The organism is Geodermatophilus sp. SYSU D00663 (assembly GCF_054050655.1).
Genome location: NZ_JBJGZT010000019.1, coordinates 80,075 through 94,848, shown reverse-complemented (window position 1 = coordinate 94,848; position 14,774 = coordinate 80,075). Strand labels below are relative to the sequence as shown.

The window sequence follows — 14,774 nt, the reverse complement described above, 5'->3', positions numbered from 1 at the left end:
CCCCCCCCCCCCCCCCCCCCCCCCCCCCCCCCCCCCCCCCCCCCCCCCCCCCCCCCCCGCCCCCCCCCCCCCCCCCCACGCCGCCACGTGCCTCACCCGGCCACGGCGGCGGAGTCGGCGTACGCGACGTTGTCCAGCTCTCGCCAGATCAGCGCCAGCAGCACCGCCGACCCGGCGAACGCGAACCAGAACGGGCCGGTCACGCCCCAGGCGCGGGCCACGACCCCGCCGACGGCCTGGCCGGCCAGGATGCCGCCGAAGACGCCCATCGCGTAGAGGCTCCCGACCCGGCCCTGCAGCCCGGCCGGCACGGCGCGCATCCGCACCGTGCGCGACGTCGTCCCCCAGATGAACGCGTGCGCGCCGAAGACGAACAGCACCGGGACGGCGACCCACGGCGTCGTGGCCAGAGCCAGGAGCAGGTGGGTGAGCGTCTCGAACAGCAGCCCCGCCTTCATGAGCGTGGCGATGCCGACGTGCCGCTCGAGCCAGTCGTAGGACGCCGTCCCGACCATGCCGCCCAGCGCGCCGACCGTGGTGAGCAGGCCGTAGCCGGCCGCGCCCAGGCCCAGCCGCTGGTCGGCGTAGAGCACCAGCACCGACCAGGCCGCGCCGTAGGTGACGTTGAACAGGACGATCGTGACGGTCAGCGTCCGCACGGCGGGGTGGCCCCAGGTCCAGCGCAGCCCCTCGGCGACGTCCCGGCCGATCCGTCCCCGCCGTGCCGGCCGCTCCGGCGGCGGGACCCGCATCCGCGTGATCAGCACCGCGCCCAGCGCCACCAGCACCGCCTGGGCGAGGAACGGCCACGCGGCGCCGGCGACGAACAGCAGGCCCCCGACGGCCGGCCCGGCGAGCTGGTTCATCGTCAGCGTGCCCGCGGTCAGGCGCGCGTTGCCGATGCCCAGGTCGGCGCGGTCGACGACCATCGGCAGCAGCGTGCCGGCGGCGGTGTCGGCGAAGACCTCGGCGGTGCCCAGGACGAACAGCGCGGCGAGCACGGGCACCAGCCCGACGGCGCTGGTGAACAGGGCGGCGGCCAGCACGGCGAGCACCCCGGCGCGGGCCAGGTCGACGGCGGTGACGAGCAGCCGCCGGTCCACCCGGTCGGCCAGGACGCCGGCGTGCAGGCCGAACAGGAGCCACGGCAGCTGCTGCAGCAGGGCGCCGAGCGCGACGAGCAGCGGGTCCTGGGTCCGGGCGGCCACCAGCAGCGGCCCGGCCGCCAGCGCCACGCCGTCACCCAGGTTGCTCACCCACGACGACGCCATCAGCCAGCGGAACGACGTCCCCATCCGGGCGGGCAGCACCGCCTCGACCACCCGGCCCACGGGAACGGGACTGTAGACGTGACCGTTCCTGCGGTCTCCCGGTAATCCGGCTGACTCCTGTCGGCCCCGTCGGCGAGCATGGGGCCGGCGGCGCCGACGGTGCGCCGACTCCCGAGGAGGACCCGAGATGGCCGGCCTGCCGCGCGCGCTCGCGCCCCTGCGGCACCGCGACTACCGCCTGCTGGCCGCCTCGATGGGGCTGTCGCTGCTCGCCCAGGGGCTGTGGACGGTCGCGCTGGTCTGGCAGGTGGTCGACCTCGGCGGCGGGCCCGCCGCGCTCTCCCTCGCCACCGCCCTGTCCGCCGGCGGCATGCTGGCCAGCACGCTGCTCGGCGGCGCCCTGGCCGACCGCGTGCCGCAGCGGCGGATCCTGCTCGGCGTGGCGCTGCTGCAGACGGCGGCGGTCGGGCTGGTCGCCGTCCTGTCGCTGGCCGGGGCGCCGGCGCTCGGTCCGCTGGCCGCGGCCGCCCTGGCCCAGGGCGTCGCGACGGGGCTGTACTACCCGGCCTACTCGGCGCTGGTCCCGAGCGTGGTGCCGGCGGGCGACCTGCTCGCCGCCAACGGCCTCGAGGGCGTCGTCCGCCCGGCGCTGGCGATGGCGATCGGGCCCGCCGCCGGCGGCGTGCTGGTCGGCGCGTTCTCACCCGGCGCGGCGCTGCTCGCGACGGCGCTGACCTCAGCGGTCTCGGCCGCGTGCGTGGCGGCGCTGCCGACGGTGCCGGTGCGCCGCGACGAGGTCGGCTCGGGCCTGTTCGCCGACGTCCGCGAGGGCGTCGCCTACATGGTCCGCACGCCGTGGCTGCTGGCGACGCTGCTGTTCGCCTCGCTCATGGTGCTCGTGTTCATCGGCCCGTTCGAGGTGCTGGTCCCCTTCGCGGTCCGCGACCGGACCGGCGGCGGCCCGACCGAGCACGCCTGGGTGCTGGCCGCGTTCGGCATCGGCGGTGCGCTGGGGTCGGCGGTCGTCGCCTCGCTGCGGCTGCCGCGGCGCTACCTGACGGTCATGAACCTGCTGTGGGGCTTCGGCTGCGTGCCGATGGTCGTCTTCGGCTGGACGTCGTCGCTGTGGGTGATGATCGCCGCGGCCGGGGTGCTGGGCGCGGCGTTCGAGTCGAGCACGGTCATCTGGGGGACGCTGCTGCAGCGGCGGGTGCCGCCGGCGCTGCTCGGCCGGGTGTCCAGCCTCGACTTCTTCGTCTCGCTGGCGTTCATGCCGCTGTCGATGGCGCTGGCCGGGCCGGTCAGCGAGGTCGTCGGGCTCACCGGCACGTTCCTGCTCACCGGGCTGGTGCCGCCGCTGCTGGCGATCGCGGCGATCCTGTACTGGCGGCTGCCGGCCGACGAGGTCGCCCACCCGCTCGACGTCCCCGCCGAGGAGCCGGCGGGGCCCGGGACGGTCGACGAGCCGGAGGAACTGCCTACGGCAGGCGCAGGACCCTGGCCTCCCAGGGCCTGAGCACGGCGGGGTCGTCCTCGGGCAGGTTCCCGAGGACGACCTCCGCGCCGACCGCCTCGGGCAGCAGCCCGGCGAGGTCCTGCTCCTCGGCGCCGAGGTTGCAGACGACGAGCAGCGTGTCGCCGTCGAGGCCGCGGGTGAACGCGTACACCTCGTCGTGGTCGGGCAGCAGCATGGTGAAGGAGCCCAGTGCCACCACCGGGTCCTCGTGCCGCAGCGCGATCAGCCGCCTGTGGTGGGCGAGCACGGAGGCGGGGTCGTCGCGCTAGGCGGTGGCGTTCCACTCCGCGTGGTCGGGGTTGACCTCCAGCCACGGCGTCCCGGTGGTGAACCCGGCGCTCGGCGAGGCGTCCCACTGCACGGGTGTGCGCGCGTTGTCCCGGCTCATCCGGCGCAGCGCGGCGAACACCTCGTCGGGGTCGGCGCCGTGCGCCACGGCCTGGACCTGGTGGTTGATCGACTCGACGTCGCGGAACTGGGCCAGGTCGGTGAACGGGAAGTTCGCCATCCCGATCTCCTCGCCCTGGTAGACGTAGGGCGTCCCGCGGTGCAGGTGCAGCAGCGTGGCCAGGCAGGTGGCGGAGTCCCGGCGGTGGCGGGGCGAGTCGTCGCCGAAGCGGGACACCGCCCGCGGCTGGTCGTGGTTGTCCCAGTAGAGGGAGTTCCAGCCGACGTCGGCCAGCCCCGTCTGCCAGCGGCCGAAGGAGGCCTTGAGGTCGCGCATCCGCAGCGGCCGCGGGTGGAACTTCGAGCCCTCGAAGTCCAGGCCCACGTGCTCGAACTGGAACACCATGTCCAGCTCCCCGCGTGCCGGGTCGGTGAACAGCAGCGCGTCCTCCACCGTCGCGCCCGGCGTCTCCCCGACCAGCAGCAGCTGCTCGCGCCGGTCGGTGAAGACCTCGCGGTGCATCTCCTGCAGGAACTCGTGGATGCGGGGGCCGCACACCACCGACGCGGTCGCGTCCCCGTAGGGCAGGCCGGGCAGCGGCGGGCCGTCGTGCAGCTCGCCGTCCGGGCCGACGTCCTTGCTGATCAGGTTGATGACGTCCATGCGGAACCCGTCGACCCCGCGGTCGAGCCACCACCGCATCATCGCGTAGACCGCCTGCCGGACCTCGGGGTTCTCCCAGTTCAGGTCGGGCTGCCTGCGGTCGAACAGGTGCAGGTAGTACTCGCCGCTGGCCTCGTCGAGCTCCCAGGTCGAGCCGGAGAAGAAGCCGTGCCAGTTCGTCGGCTCGGCGCCCGGGTCGCCGGGCGCCAGGCCCGCCCTGGGCGGCCGCCACCAGTACCAGTCCCGCTTCGGCGAGTCCGGCGACGACCGGCTCTCGACGAACCACGGGTGCTCGTCGCTGGTGTGGTTGACCACCAGGTCCATCACCAGCTTCACGCCGCGGGCGTGCAGTTCGGCGACCAGCTCGTCGAGCTGCTCCAGCGTGCCGAACAGCGGGTCGACGTCCTGGTAGTCGCTGATGTCGTAGCCGTTGTCGGCCTGCGGCGAGGGGTAGACCGGGGAGAGCCAGACGACGTCGACGCCGAGGTCGGCGAGGTGGTCCAGCCGCTGCAGGACCCCGCCGAGGTCGCCGATCCCGTCACCGTCGGAGTCCTGGAAGGAACGCGGGTAGACCTGGTAGACGACGGCACGCGTCCACCACGGCGCGTCAGCGGGGGTCACCGGACCAGCCCAGCACCCCTGGCCCCGCTCCGCACCTGCGCGGCCCCGAGGGCCCGCTGCTTGGATGGTCGGGACCCGTCGGGGGACTCCCCGGCACCCCTGATCCGAGGAGGACCGATGGCCGAGCCCCTGAGCCGCCCCGACGTCGAGCCGCCCACCGGGCCCGCGCCCGACGACCTGGTGATCGAGGACCTCGTCGTCGGCGACGGCCCCGAGGCCACCGCCGGCGTCCTGGTCAGTGCCCACTACGTCGGCGTCACCCACGACGGCGGCGAGCAGTTCGACGCCTCGTGGGACCGGGGCGACCCGCTGGAGTTCCGCCTCGGCGTCGGCATGGTCATCCAGGGCTGGGACGAGGGCATCCAGGGCATGCGCGTCGGCGGCCGCCGCCGGCTGACGATCCCCCCGCACAAGGCCTACGGCGACCGCGGCGCCGGCGGGGTCATCAAGCCGGGCGCGACGCTCGTCTTCGTGGTCGACCTCGTCGGCGTGCGCTGAGTCCTCCGCGCGGTCGTGCCCCGCTCCGCTCGGGGCAGGGCACGACCCGCCGCTGACCGGCACGTGGTTGCGCCGGACAACCGCGGGGCACCGGTGCGGCCATGAGCGAGCCGGTCCCCACCCGTGAGCACGTCCGCGCGAAGCAGGGCGCCGGCGGCGAGACGGGCGGCGAGTCCACCGGCACCGTCGTCGTCGCGGGCCTGGCCAACCTCGGCATCGCCGTCGCCAAGCTGGTCGGCGGGCTGGTCAGCCACTCCTCGGCCATGCTGTCCGAGGCCGCGCACTCGCTGGCCGACACGATCACCGAGGTGCTGCTGTTCGTCGCGCTCAAGCGGGGCGACAAGGCGCCCGACGCCCGCCACCCGGTCGGCTACGGCCGGGAGACCTACTTCTGGGCGCTGCTGGCCTGCCTCGCGACCTTCACCCTCGGCGCCGGTTTCTCCTTCTACCAGGGGATCGAGACCATCCTCGAGGGCGAGGAGCAGGGCTCCCCGCTGATCGCCTACGTCGTCCTGGCGGTCTCCTTCGTCCTCGAGGGCGCCTCGTGGCTCAAGGCCGTCCGGCAGGTCCGCGGGGCCGCCCGCACGTGGGGGACGACGCCCCGCCGCTACCTGGCCGAGACCACCGACACGACGGTCAAGGCCGTGACGTTCGAGGACAGCGCGGCCCTGGTCGGCCTCGTCCTCGCCGCGCTGGGGCTGTTCCTCGAGCAGGTGACCGGCGACCCGGTGTGGGACGGCATCGCCGCGATCCTCATCGGCGTGCTGCTGCTCCTCGTGGCCGGGTCGCTGGCGCGGGCCAACGTCTCGCTGCTCATCGGCCAGTCGATCCCGCGCCGGCTGCAGGACCAGCTCCGCGAGGAGATCGCCGGGCTGCCCCAGGTCGACGACGTCCCGGTGCTGCTCACCACCGTCATCGGTCCCGGGCAGCTGGCCGTCATGGCCAAGGTCGACTTCGCCGACAGCGCGACCGTGGCCGACATCGAGCGGGCTTCCGACGAGGCCGAGCGGCGGCTGGTCGCCCGCCACGGGGGCGTCCGCTTCGTCTTCCTCGACCCGACCCCCGGCGACGGGCGCGCCCGCGCGGAGGCCCACCGCCCGGAATGACGGCGGCCGGCCCGGAGTTGGGGGATGCCGTGCGCATCGAGGTCTGGTCCGACGTCGTCTGTCCGTGGTGCTACATCGGCAAGCGCCGGTTGGAGACCGCGCTGGAGCGGTTCCCGCACCGCGACCAGGTCGAGGTGGTCTGGCGGTCCTTCCAGCTCGACCCCACGATCCCCGAGGGCGAGACCCACGCGACCCTCCCGGCGCTGGCCGCCAAGTACGGCCGCCCGGTCGAGGAGATGCGCGCGGTGATGCGGCACGTCGAGGAGACCGCCGCCGGTGAGGGCCTGGAGTACCACCTCGCCGACGGCGTCAGCGGCAACACGCTGCTCGCCCACGAGCTCCTCCACCTGGCCGCCGAGCGCGGCCTGCAGGGCGCGGTGAAGGAGCGGCTGCTGCACGCCCACTTCGAGGAGGGCCGCTCGGTCTTCGACGTCGACTCGCTGGCCGCGCTGGCCGTCGAGGTCGGCCTGGACGAGGCCGAGGTGCGGGCGGCGCTCGCCGACCACCGGTTCCGTCCCGCGGTCCTCGCCGACGCCGCCACCGCCCAGGCGCTCGGCGCCACCGGGGTGCCGTTCTTCGTGGTCGACCGGAAGTACGGCGCCGCGGGCGCCCAGCCGGCCGAGCTGCTGCTGCAGGTGCTGGAGCGGGCCTGGGCCGACGCCCACCCGCTGGTCACCGTCCCCGCCGCCGAGGGCTGCGAGGACGGCTCCTGCGCGGTCTAGGCCCGCCACGACAGAGGGCCCCTCACCGCAGCCGGTGAGGGGCCCTCCGTCGTCGTGCGGGTCAACCCATCGCGGGGCCGCCCTGCTCGGTGCCCGACAGGTTCCTCAGGAACTCGTGGCAGCGCTTCGCGCGCTCCGAGTCCTGCTCCATCACCTCGCGGAAGAAGCCGGCGATGTCGTCCAGGCCCGCGTTCTCCGCGTCCCGGACGTACTGGCCGTAGTCGTGCCCGGCCTTCAGCGAGTGGTACTGCACCGAGATCAGGTCGTAGGCGACGTCCTCGAATCCGGTCTCACCCGTGGCCATGTCGGACCTCCTCGTCGTCGGAGAGTGGCGTCCGCACGGGTTCCCCGCAGGCCGGCAACGGAAACGGGCCGGTCCGTCACGACGCGCCGGTGACCGCGCCTCCCGTGACGTCCCCGCCGCCGGCGTCGTCGGCGAGCGTCCGCCCGGCCGTCGTCTCCGCGTCGTCGGCCGCGAGCTCCTCCTCGCCGGTGGACGCCGGGTCGTCGTCGGTCGAGGCCAGGTCCGCGCCCTGGGCGTAGGCGCCAGGGTCGGCCTGCGTCGTCCGGGGGTCGTTCAGCGGGTCCGGGACGTCGGGGTCGGTGACGGTCATGGCCCGTCCCTGCCCGGGGCGGCGGGCTGGCAACCCCGCGCGACGTGCGGCAGGGTCGGCGCGACGGGTCCCCGACGGACGGAGACGCCCCGTGACCGACCCCGCGACCCCCGTCGACCCGCCGACGCACCGCACCGGCGCGGTCGCCGAGCTGCCCGACGGCCGCCTCCGGCTGGAGTTCCGCCGCTCCTGGGGCGACGGGCCCGACGCCGTCTGGGCCGCGCTCACCGAGCCCGACCGGCTGGCCCGCTGGTTCGGCACCTACGAGGGCGAGCGGGCCCCCGGCGGCCGGGGGACGCTGACGATGACCCACGAGACGGAGCCGGCGGCGACGGAGGCCCGCATCGCCGAGTGCGACCCGCCGCGGAAGCTCGTCGTCGAGTGGCCGGAGCAGGAGGACTGGCGGGTCGCGCTCGCCGTCGTGGTGGAGAGCGGCCGGACGACGCTGCACCTCAGCCAGGACTTCGCCGCCGGCACCGACGTTACCGACCACGCGCTCGGCTGGCACTGGTACCTCGACAAGCTCGACGCCGAGATGGGCGGGCACCCCGACCCCGGCGACTGGGACACCTTCCTCGCCCGGGTCGGTCCCGACTACGGGCGGACGCCGGGGGGCTGAGCGCCGAGCGCCGCCATGGCGGCGGCGGTGACCAGCCCGGCGGCGACCACCGCGGTCTCGACGGGCTCGGCGCCGGCCGGGGTCAGCCGTCGCCGCACCAGCCGCTCCGCGAGGTAGCCGGGCACGAGGGCGGCGCCGGTGGCGGCGAGGACCCGCGGGGCGTGCCCGTCGTCGCCGGCGGCGAGGCGGGCCAGCGCCCAGCCGTGGACGGCGAGGGTCCAGGCCGGCGGGCCGAGCGCCGTCCCGGCCCACCAGGCGTCGCGGCCGACGGTCGCCACGCGCCCGGAGAGCACCGGCGTGTCGAACGCGTGCCGCCGGCGCAGCGACAGCGCCGTCCCGGCGAGGCTCGCCGCCAGCTGGACGGCGGACGCGGCGAGCAGCGCCCCGCGGCGGCCCGTCACCGGGCGCGCTCGTGCACCTGCACCGGCGCCGGGCCGGTCCACGGCCCCAGGGTGCCGAGGAGGGCGTCGCGCCGGCCCAGCCGCGGGCCGGCCTGCACCGGGTAGGCGTCGTAGGCGCCGGTGAGGTCCCGCGCGGCGTGGACGGCGAAGTTCGGGTCCTCCTGTGCCTCCCGCGCGACGGCGACCAGGTCGGCCATGCCCCCGGCGACGACGGCCTCGGCCTGGCGCGCGTCGACGATCAGCCCCACCGCCATCGTGGCGACGTCCGCCCCCTCGCGGATGCCGGCGGCGAAGGGCACCTGGTAGCCGTAGCCCAGCGGGTGCTCCCAGCCGCCCAGGCCCCCGCCGGAGGCGTCGACGACGTCGACCCCGCGGGCGCGCAGCTCGCGGGCGAAGGCGATCGTGTCCTCGAGGGTGATGCCGTCGGGCGTGCCGTCGACGGCGGAGACCCGCACGAACAGCGGCCGGTCCGCGGGCCACGCGGCGCGGACGGCCTCGACCACCTCCAGGGGGAACCGCCAGCGCGCCTCCCGCGAGCCGCCGTAGCCGTCGGTGCGCCGGTTGGACAGCGGCGAGAGGAACTGGTGCAGCAGGTAGCCGTGCGCGGCGTGCACCTCGACGACGTCGAACCCGGCGTCGAGCGACCGGCGGGTGGCCGCGGCGAACGCCTCGCGGACCCCGGCCAGCTCCTCGACGGTGAGCTCGTGCGGCACCGGCCAGCCGGGGCCGGCGGGCACCGCGCTGGCCGAGACGGTCGGCCACGGCTGCTCGCCCGGTCGCGCGTCGTCGGCCGTCACCGGGCCGCCGCCCTCCCACGGGCGGTGGCTGCTGGCCTTGGCGCCGGCGTGGGCGAGCTGGATGCCCGCGACCGCGCCGGCGGCGTGCAGGAAGCCGGCGACGCGGGCGAGGCCGGGCACGTGCGCGTCGGACCACAGGCCGACGTCGCCGTGGCTGATCCGCCCCTCCGGCGTCACCGCCGTCGCCTCGACGACGACCGTGCCGAAGCCGCCGAGCGCGAACCGGCCGAGGTGCACGAGGTGGTAGTCGCCGACCAGCCCGTCGGTCACGGAGTACTGGCACATCGGGGCGACGACGAGCCGGTTCGGCAGGGTCACCCCGCGCAGCGTCAGGGGGGTGAACAGGGCCGGGGAGGGCGCGGAGCCGTTCGTGAGACTGGTCACGCCATGGAACCAACACCGCTCCCACCTGCGGTGTTCCCGGTGCCGACCCTGCGCGGACGTAGACGTCCTAGACGTAACATCTCTCACCGTTACAGGCGGGTGTCCCCGCTTGTACGCTTCCCGAACCCGACGGCCGGACCCGTTCCGCCGGCCCGGGAGACAGCACGCACCGGCGCCGGTGTCCCGACACCCGGCGTGCCCAGAGGATGGAGACGCCGTGACCTCCGTGACCACCCCCGGTCTCGACAACGCCCCCACCACGCACGCCCGGCTGCTCGCCTGGGTGCGTGAGATGGCGGAGCTGACCACCCCGGACGAGGTCGTGTGGGTCGACGGCAGCGACGAGGAGTGGGAGCGGCTCACCCAGAGGCTGGTCGACGCCGGCACCTTCACCCGCCTGGCGAAGAAGCCCAACTCGTTCTGGGCCGCGTCCGACCCCAGCGACGTCGCGCGCGTCGAGGACCGCACCTTCATCTGCTCGGTCGACGAGGCCGACGCGGGGCCGACCAACAACTGGATGGCCCCCGACGAGATGAAGTCGATCATGACGGAGCTGTACCGGGGCTGCATGCGCGGCCGGACGATGTACGTCATCCCGTTCTGCATGGGCCCGGTCGAGGCCGAGAACCCGATGTTCGGCGTCGAGCTCACCGACTCCGAGTACGTCGTCGTCTCCATGCGGGTCATGGCGCGCATCGGCTCGCGGATCCTCGAGGCGATGGGCACCGACCGGCCGTTCGTGCCGGCCATGCACTCCCTGGGCGCCCCGCTCGAGCCGGGCCAGGAGGACGTGCCCTGGCCCTGCAGCCAGACCAAGTACATCGTGCACTTCCCCGAGGAGCGGGCCATCTGGTCCTACGGCTCGGGCTACGGCGGCAACGCCCTGCTGGGCAAGAAGTGCTACTCGCTGCGGATCGCCTCGGTGATGGCCCGCGACGAGGGCTGGCTCGCCGAGCACATGCTGATCCTCAAGCTGACCAGCCCGCAGCAGAAGACGTACTACGTCGCGGCGGCCTTCCCGAGCGCCTGCGGCAAGACCAACCTGGCGATGCTCGAGCCGACCATCCCCGGCTGGAAGGTCGAGACCCTCGGCGACGACATCGCCTGGATGCGGTTCGGCGAGGACGGCCGGCTCTACGCGCTCAACCCCGAGTTCGGCCTGTTCGGCGTCGCGCCGGGCACCGGCTGGGACACCAACCCCAACGCGATGCGCACCATCGACAAGGGCAACTCGGTGTTCACCAACGTCGCGCTCACCGACGACGGCGACGTCTGGTGGGAGGGCATGACCGAGGAGCCGCCGGCGCACCTCACCAGCTGGAAGAAGCAGGACTGGACGCCGGACTCCGACGAGCCCTCGTCGCACCCGAACTCGCGGTTCTGCACCCCGATCGAGCAGTGCCCGATCCTCGCACCCGAGTACGAGGACCCGAGGGGCGTGCCGATCTCGGCGATCCTCTTCGGCGGCCGCCGGAAGACCACGATCCCGCTGGTCACCGAGGCGCGGGACTGGAACCACGGCGTCTTCATGGGGGCCACGCTGTCCTCGGAGACGACCGCTGCGGCCACCGGCGCGGTCGGCGTCGTCCGCCGCGACCCGTTCGCCATGCTGCCGTTCATCGGCTACAACGCCGGTGACTACTTCCGGCACTGGGTCGAGACCGGCAAGGCGCACGACTCGACCAAGCTGCCGCGGATCTTCTACGTGAACTGGTTCCGCCGCGACGAGGACGGCGGCTTCCTGTGGCCGGGCTTCGGCGAGAACAGCCGGGTGCTCAAGTGGGTCGTCGAGCGCATCGAGGGCACCGCGGCCGCCGAGGAGACCGCCGTCGGCCACGTGCCCACGACCGGCTCGCTCGACGTCTCCGGGCTGGACGTGACCGAGGACCGGGTGCGCAAGGCGCTCGCCGTCGACAAGGACGAGTGGCGCGCGGAGATCCCGCAGATCACCGAGTGGTTCGAGAAGTTCGGGGACAAGCTGCCCAGCACCATGTGGGACGAGCTGGAGATCCTCAAGAGCCGGCTCGCCTAGGAGGAGGACCCCTGCCCCCGCCGCTCGCACGCCCGCGGCGGGCGCCGGCAGGGGGCCACCCGCGCGGGTCCAGGGCCCCGTTCCGGACAGCGTCGTCCGGGGCGGGGCCCGTGCTCGTCCGTGCCGGTCCGTGCACGGAACGGAGCCGTCTGCCAGCCGAGCGTGCGGACGTCGGTTAGCGTGGCTGGCGGTCCCGCGTCCCCCTGACGACAGGTTCGCTCCCCGGTGCCCAATCCCTACCTGCACGTGCTGCGCACGCCGCACGCGCTGCCCATGGTGCTCGCCGCCTTCATCGGCCGGCTGCCCCTGTCGATGGTCGGCCTGGGGTGCGTCCTGCTGGTCGCGGACGAGACCGGCTCCTACGGCCTGGGCGGCGTGGTCGCCGCCGCGGGCGCGGTCACCACCGCCCTGGCCGGCCCGGTCATCGGCCGGCTGGCGGACACCTTCGGCCAGCGCCGGACGCTGCTGCCCGTCGTCGCGGTGTTCGCGGCGGCCGGGGCGCTGTTCCTCGCCGCGGTCAAGGAGGACTGGCCGCGGTGGACCTTCTTCGTCACCGCCGGCGTCGCGGGGGCGTGCATCCCGCCGGTCGCCTCGATGATCCGGGTGCGCTGGACCCACCTGCTGCGCGGCACCCACCGCCTGCACACGGCGCTGGCGATGGAGTCCGTCGTCGACGAGCTGGTGTTCATCGTCGGGCCGGTGCTGGTGACCTTCCTGTCCACCACCGGGCACTCGACCTCCGGCGTCGTCACCGCCTTCACCCTCGCCGTCGTCGGGGCGCTGCTGTTCGCCGCGCAGGGGCGCACCGAGCCGCCGCCGCACGGGCACGAGGCGCGCAAGGGGCCCTCGGCCATCCGCACTCCGGGCCTGCGGGTGCTGTTCGTCGTCGGCGCCGCCGTCGGGTCGATCCTCGGCACGCTGGAGATCGCGCTGGTCGCCTTCGCCGACGAGGTCGGCGCGATGGGCCTGTCCGGCGTGCTCATCGCGGGCCTCGCGCTCGGCTCGATGATCAGCGGGATCGGCTGGGGCGCCGTGCACTGGCGGCACCCGCTGCGGCACCGGCTGCTGGTCGTGCTCGCGACGCTGACCGTGCTCACCGTGCCGCTGGTCCTCATCGGCAACGTCTGGGTGATGATCCCGTTCGTCGTCGTGGCCGGGGTGGCCGTCTCGCCGTCGCTGATCAGCTCGTTCACCCTCGCCGAGCTCATCGTGCCGCGGGTGGCGGTGACCGAGGCGTTCACCTGGATCGGCACCGCGCTCGGCCTCGGCGTCGCCGTCGGCACCTCGATCGCCGGGAAGGTCGTCGACACCGTCAGCGCCAACGCCGCGTTCCTCGTCGCCACGGTCTCGGCCGGGATCGCCGCCGTCGTCGTCCTCGCCGCGCAGCGGCTGCTGCACGTGCCGGCCGAGCACGCCGCCGAGCCGGCGATGGCGCGCTGACCCGGCCACGTCCCGCCGCGGGCGGCGGCCGGGTCCTCGGCGTCGCGCCCGAGCGGCTCGGCCGGTGGCTGGACGGCGTCGCCACCCGGCACGGCGCCTTCGACACGGCCGTCGACGACGACGGCACCGTGCGGATCACCTGCGCCGACGGCACGACCGTGACGCTGCTCGCGCCGTTCGGCTGGACCCCGGGCCCGGCGCCGCTCGCCACCTTCACCGCCGCCGCACGCCGGCCGCGGCGGGCCGCCGTCCTGCTGGTGCGCCGCGGCCGCTGGGCCACCGGCGTCTTCGACGGCGCGGACCTCGTCGTCTCCAAGGTCGACAGCCGGCTGGTGCAGGGCCGCAGCGCGGCCGGCGGCTGGAGCCAGCAGCGCTTCGCCCGGCGCCGCGGCAACCAGGCCGACGCCGTGGTCGCCGCGGCCGCCGACACCGCGGCCCGGGTGCTGCTGCCGCACGCCGGCGGGGTCGACGCCCTGTTCACCGGCGGGGACCGGGGGATGGTCGACGCCGTGCTCGCCGACCCCCGGCTCGCCCCGCTGGCGGCGCTGCGCCGGGAACCGGCGCTGGAGGTCGGCGAGCCGACGAAGGAGGTCCTGCTGGCCACCCCCGCCCGGTTCCGCGCCGTGCGGGTGCACGTCGTGGAACCCGGCGACCGGCCCTGAGCTCAGCCGTTCGGGAGCAGGACCAGGCGGATCGGGTTGCCCTCCTTGCGCTCGAGCATCTCGATGCCCTTCGCCGCGTCCTCGAGCGGCAGGGTGCCGGAGATCGAGCGGGACAGGTCCAGCCGGCCGTGCCGGACGAGGCCGACCAGCTGCTGCACGTGCCCGGGCTCGGAGCCGTAGTGGCCGAGGACCTGCTGCGAGAAGTAGCTGAACTGCGTGCCGTTGCGGATGGTCAGCGGCTGGTCGGTGAGCCCGACGAGCACCAGCCGGCCCTCGCGCTCCAGGCAGCGCACCGCCTGCTCGCGCACCGCGGCCACGCCGGCGAAGTCGAACGCGCAGGACAGGCCCGCGCCGCCGGTGAGCTGCCGCACCCCGCCGGCGACGTCCTCGGACGGGTCCAGGGCGAGGTCGGCGCCGAGGTCCAGGGCCCGCTGCCGGGCGGACTCCACCGGGTCGACGGCGACGATCGGCGCCGCGCCGGCCAGCCGCAGCAGCTGCACCGCGTGCGCCCCGAGACCGCCGATGCCCCACACGCCCACCGGCTCCCCGGCGCGCACCCCGGCCGTCTTGACGATCGAGGCCCACGGCGTCGACACGGCGTCGGGCACGATGCACGCCTGCTCGAAGGGCAGCTCGTCGGGGATGGGGACCAGGGTCTCGACGGTGGCCAGCGCGTACTGCGCCCAGCCGCCGTCGTAGTCGACGCCGCGGGTGTGGATCCAGCCGTCGACCTCCTCGCCGGCCTGCAGGAGGACCCGCTGCCCGGCCTGCCAGCCGGTCACGCCGTCCCCGAGCCCGGCGACGACGCCGGCCACCTCGTGGCCGAGCGTGACCTCCTCGCCCTGCAGGAACAGCGGGTTGAGCGTGCCGTCGACGAGGTGGACGTCGGACAGGCAGATGCCGGCCGCGCGGACCTCGACGAGGACCTGCCCCGGCCCGGGCACCGGGCGCGGCACCTCCTTGACCTCGAACTGCTTGGTGCGCACGTTGAGCCGGCCGGCGAGCATCGAGTCGGGCATGTCCCGCATCCTCCCCACCGG

At 75.0% G+C, this 14,774-nt stretch carries 16 protein-coding genes; 8 read left to right on the top strand and 8 right to left on the bottom strand.

What is annotated here, in order from left to right:
• Positions 1 to 92: 92 nt before the first annotated feature.
• Positions 93 to 1,331: an MFS transporter gene (locus ACI79Z_RS15740; protein ID WP_456903163.1), complete on the bottom strand. Its 1,239-nt coding sequence runs from the start codon at positions 1,329 to 1,331 to the stop codon at positions 93 to 95.
• Between the two features lie 127 nt (positions 1,332 to 1,458).
• Between ACI79Z_RS15740 and ACI79Z_RS15735 the strand changes: the two genes are divergently transcribed.
• Positions 1,459 to 2,787: an MFS transporter gene (locus ACI79Z_RS15735; RefSeq protein ID WP_456903162.1), complete on the top strand. Its 1,329-nt coding sequence runs from the start codon at positions 1,459 to 1,461 to the stop codon at positions 2,785 to 2,787.
• On the opposite strand, the gene ACI79Z_RS15730 is transcribed toward ACI79Z_RS15735, so the two are convergent.
• A complete protein-coding gene (locus ACI79Z_RS15730) occupies positions 2,750 to 3,034 on the bottom strand; it encodes a DUF3459 domain-containing protein (RefSeq protein WP_456903161.1) in 285 nt (94 codons plus the stop codon). The genes ACI79Z_RS15735 and ACI79Z_RS15730 overlap by 38 nt on opposite strands.
• 18 nt (positions 3,035 to 3,052) lie before the next feature.
• Positions 3,053 to 4,459, bottom strand: a complete 1,407-nt coding sequence (locus ACI79Z_RS15725; RefSeq protein ID WP_456903160.1) for an alpha-glucosidase — start codon at positions 4,457 to 4,459, stop codon at positions 3,053 to 3,055.
• A gap of 117 nt (positions 4,460 to 4,576) precedes the next feature.
• Here ACI79Z_RS15725 and ACI79Z_RS15720 point away from each other — a divergent pair, with 117 nt between their 5' ends.
• From ACI79Z_RS15720 to ACI79Z_RS15710, 3 genes are all read left to right on the top strand, one after another.
• Positions 4,577 to 4,957, top strand: a complete 381-nt coding sequence (locus ACI79Z_RS15720; RefSeq protein ID WP_387992251.1) for an FKBP-type peptidyl-prolyl cis-trans isomerase — start codon at positions 4,577 to 4,579, stop codon at positions 4,955 to 4,957.
• Between the two features lie 101 nt (positions 4,958 to 5,058).
• Positions 5,059 to 6,063 carry a cation diffusion facilitator family transporter gene (locus ACI79Z_RS15715; protein ID WP_387992248.1) on the top strand — a complete coding sequence of 335 codons (1,005 nt, stop codon included), beginning with the start codon at positions 5,059 to 5,061 and terminating at the stop codon, positions 6,061 to 6,063.
• 29 nt (positions 6,064 to 6,092) lie between these two features.
• The gene (locus tag ACI79Z_RS15710) at positions 6,093 to 6,785 is read left to right on the top strand and encodes a DsbA family oxidoreductase (RefSeq protein WP_456903159.1); all 693 of its coding nucleotides are present in this window, start codon (positions 6,093 to 6,095) and stop codon (positions 6,783 to 6,785) included.
• 61 nt (positions 6,786 to 6,846) lie between these two features.
• Here the strand turns inward: ACI79Z_RS15710 and ACI79Z_RS15705 are convergent, their stop codons facing one another.
• Entirely contained in the window at positions 6,847 to 7,089 is a 243-nt protein-coding gene (locus ACI79Z_RS15705; protein WP_387992242.1) for an acyl carrier protein, read from the bottom strand.
• A gap of 76 nt (positions 7,090 to 7,165) precedes the next feature.
• Positions 7,166 to 7,399 carry a hypothetical protein gene (locus ACI79Z_RS15700; protein ID WP_387992239.1) on the bottom strand — a complete coding sequence of 78 codons (234 nt, stop codon included), beginning with the start codon at positions 7,397 to 7,399 and terminating at the stop codon, positions 7,166 to 7,168.
• Between the two features lie 91 nt (positions 7,400 to 7,490).
• Here ACI79Z_RS15700 and ACI79Z_RS15695 point away from each other — a divergent pair, with 91 nt between their 5' ends.
• Positions 7,491 to 8,018 (top strand): SRPBCC domain-containing protein, encoded by a 528-nt coding sequence (locus ACI79Z_RS15695; protein ID WP_456903158.1) that lies wholly within the window; start codon positions 7,491 to 7,493, stop codon positions 8,016 to 8,018.
• On the opposite strand, the gene ACI79Z_RS15690 is transcribed toward ACI79Z_RS15695, so the two are convergent.
• On the bottom strand, positions 7,994 to 8,419 hold the full coding sequence (locus ACI79Z_RS15690; protein ID WP_456903157.1) for a hypothetical protein: 426 nt from the start codon (positions 8,417 to 8,419) through the stop codon (positions 7,994 to 7,996). The two genes, ACI79Z_RS15695 and ACI79Z_RS15690, sit on opposite strands and share 25 nt — an antisense overlap.
• Positions 8,416 to 9,600, bottom strand: a complete 1,185-nt coding sequence (locus tag ACI79Z_RS15685; RefSeq protein WP_456903156.1) for an NADH:flavin oxidoreductase/NADH oxidase — start codon at positions 9,598 to 9,600, stop codon at positions 8,416 to 8,418. Before ACI79Z_RS15685 ends, ACI79Z_RS15690 begins: the two co-directional genes overlap by 4 nt.
• A gap of 217 nt (positions 9,601 to 9,817) precedes the next feature.
• Between ACI79Z_RS15685 and ACI79Z_RS15680 the strand changes: the two genes are divergently transcribed.
• The 3 genes from ACI79Z_RS15680 to ACI79Z_RS15670 all read left to right on the top strand — a co-directional run bounded on the left by ACI79Z_RS15680 (position 9,818) and on the right by ACI79Z_RS15670 (position 13,734).
• The gene (locus ACI79Z_RS15680) at positions 9,818 to 11,632 is read left to right on the top strand and encodes a phosphoenolpyruvate carboxykinase (GTP) (RefSeq protein WP_387992227.1); all 1,815 of its coding nucleotides are present in this window, start codon (positions 9,818 to 9,820) and stop codon (positions 11,630 to 11,632) included.
• 225 nt (positions 11,633 to 11,857) lie between these two features.
• Positions 11,858 to 13,072, top strand: a complete 1,215-nt coding sequence (locus ACI79Z_RS15675; protein WP_387992224.1) for an MFS transporter — start codon at positions 11,858 to 11,860, stop codon at positions 13,070 to 13,072.
• Complete coding sequence (locus ACI79Z_RS15670) at positions 13,069 to 13,734, top strand: acVLRF1 family peptidyl-tRNA hydrolase (RefSeq protein WP_456903165.1); 666 nt, start codon at positions 13,069 to 13,071, stop codon at positions 13,732 to 13,734. The genes ACI79Z_RS15675 and ACI79Z_RS15670 overlap by 4 nt, the downstream gene beginning before the upstream one ends.
• A 2-nt stretch (positions 13,735 to 13,736) precedes the next feature.
• Here the strand turns inward: ACI79Z_RS15670 and ACI79Z_RS15665 are convergent, their stop codons facing one another.
• Complete coding sequence (locus tag ACI79Z_RS15665) at positions 13,737 to 14,753, bottom strand: zinc-binding dehydrogenase (protein WP_387992221.1); 1,017 nt, start codon at positions 14,751 to 14,753, stop codon at positions 13,737 to 13,739.
• Between the last annotated feature and the right edge of the window lie 21 nt (positions 14,754 to 14,774).

Coding starts and splice junctions, on each gene's coding strand:
- ACI79Z_RS15665 (WP_387992221.1), bottom strand. CDS start 14,753: ATGCCCGACTCGATGCTCGCCGGCCGGCTCAACGTGCGCACCAAGCAG.
- ACI79Z_RS15715 (WP_387992248.1), top strand. CDS start 5,059: ATGAGCGAGCCGGTCCCCACCCGTGAGCACGTCCGCGCGAAGCAGGGC.
- ACI79Z_RS15700 (WP_387992239.1), bottom strand. CDS start 7,399: ATGACCGTCACCGACCCCGACGTCCCGGACCCGCTGAACGACCCCCGG.
- ACI79Z_RS15735 (WP_456903162.1), top strand. CDS start 1,459: ATGGCCGGCCTGCCGCGCGCGCTCGCGCCCCTGCGGCACCGCGACTAC.
- ACI79Z_RS15705 (WP_387992242.1), bottom strand. CDS start 7,089: ATGGCCACGGGTGAGACCGGATTCGAGGACGTCGCCTACGACCTGATC.
- ACI79Z_RS15720 (WP_387992251.1), top strand. CDS start 4,577: ATGGCCGAGCCCCTGAGCCGCCCCGACGTCGAGCCGCCCACCGGGCCC.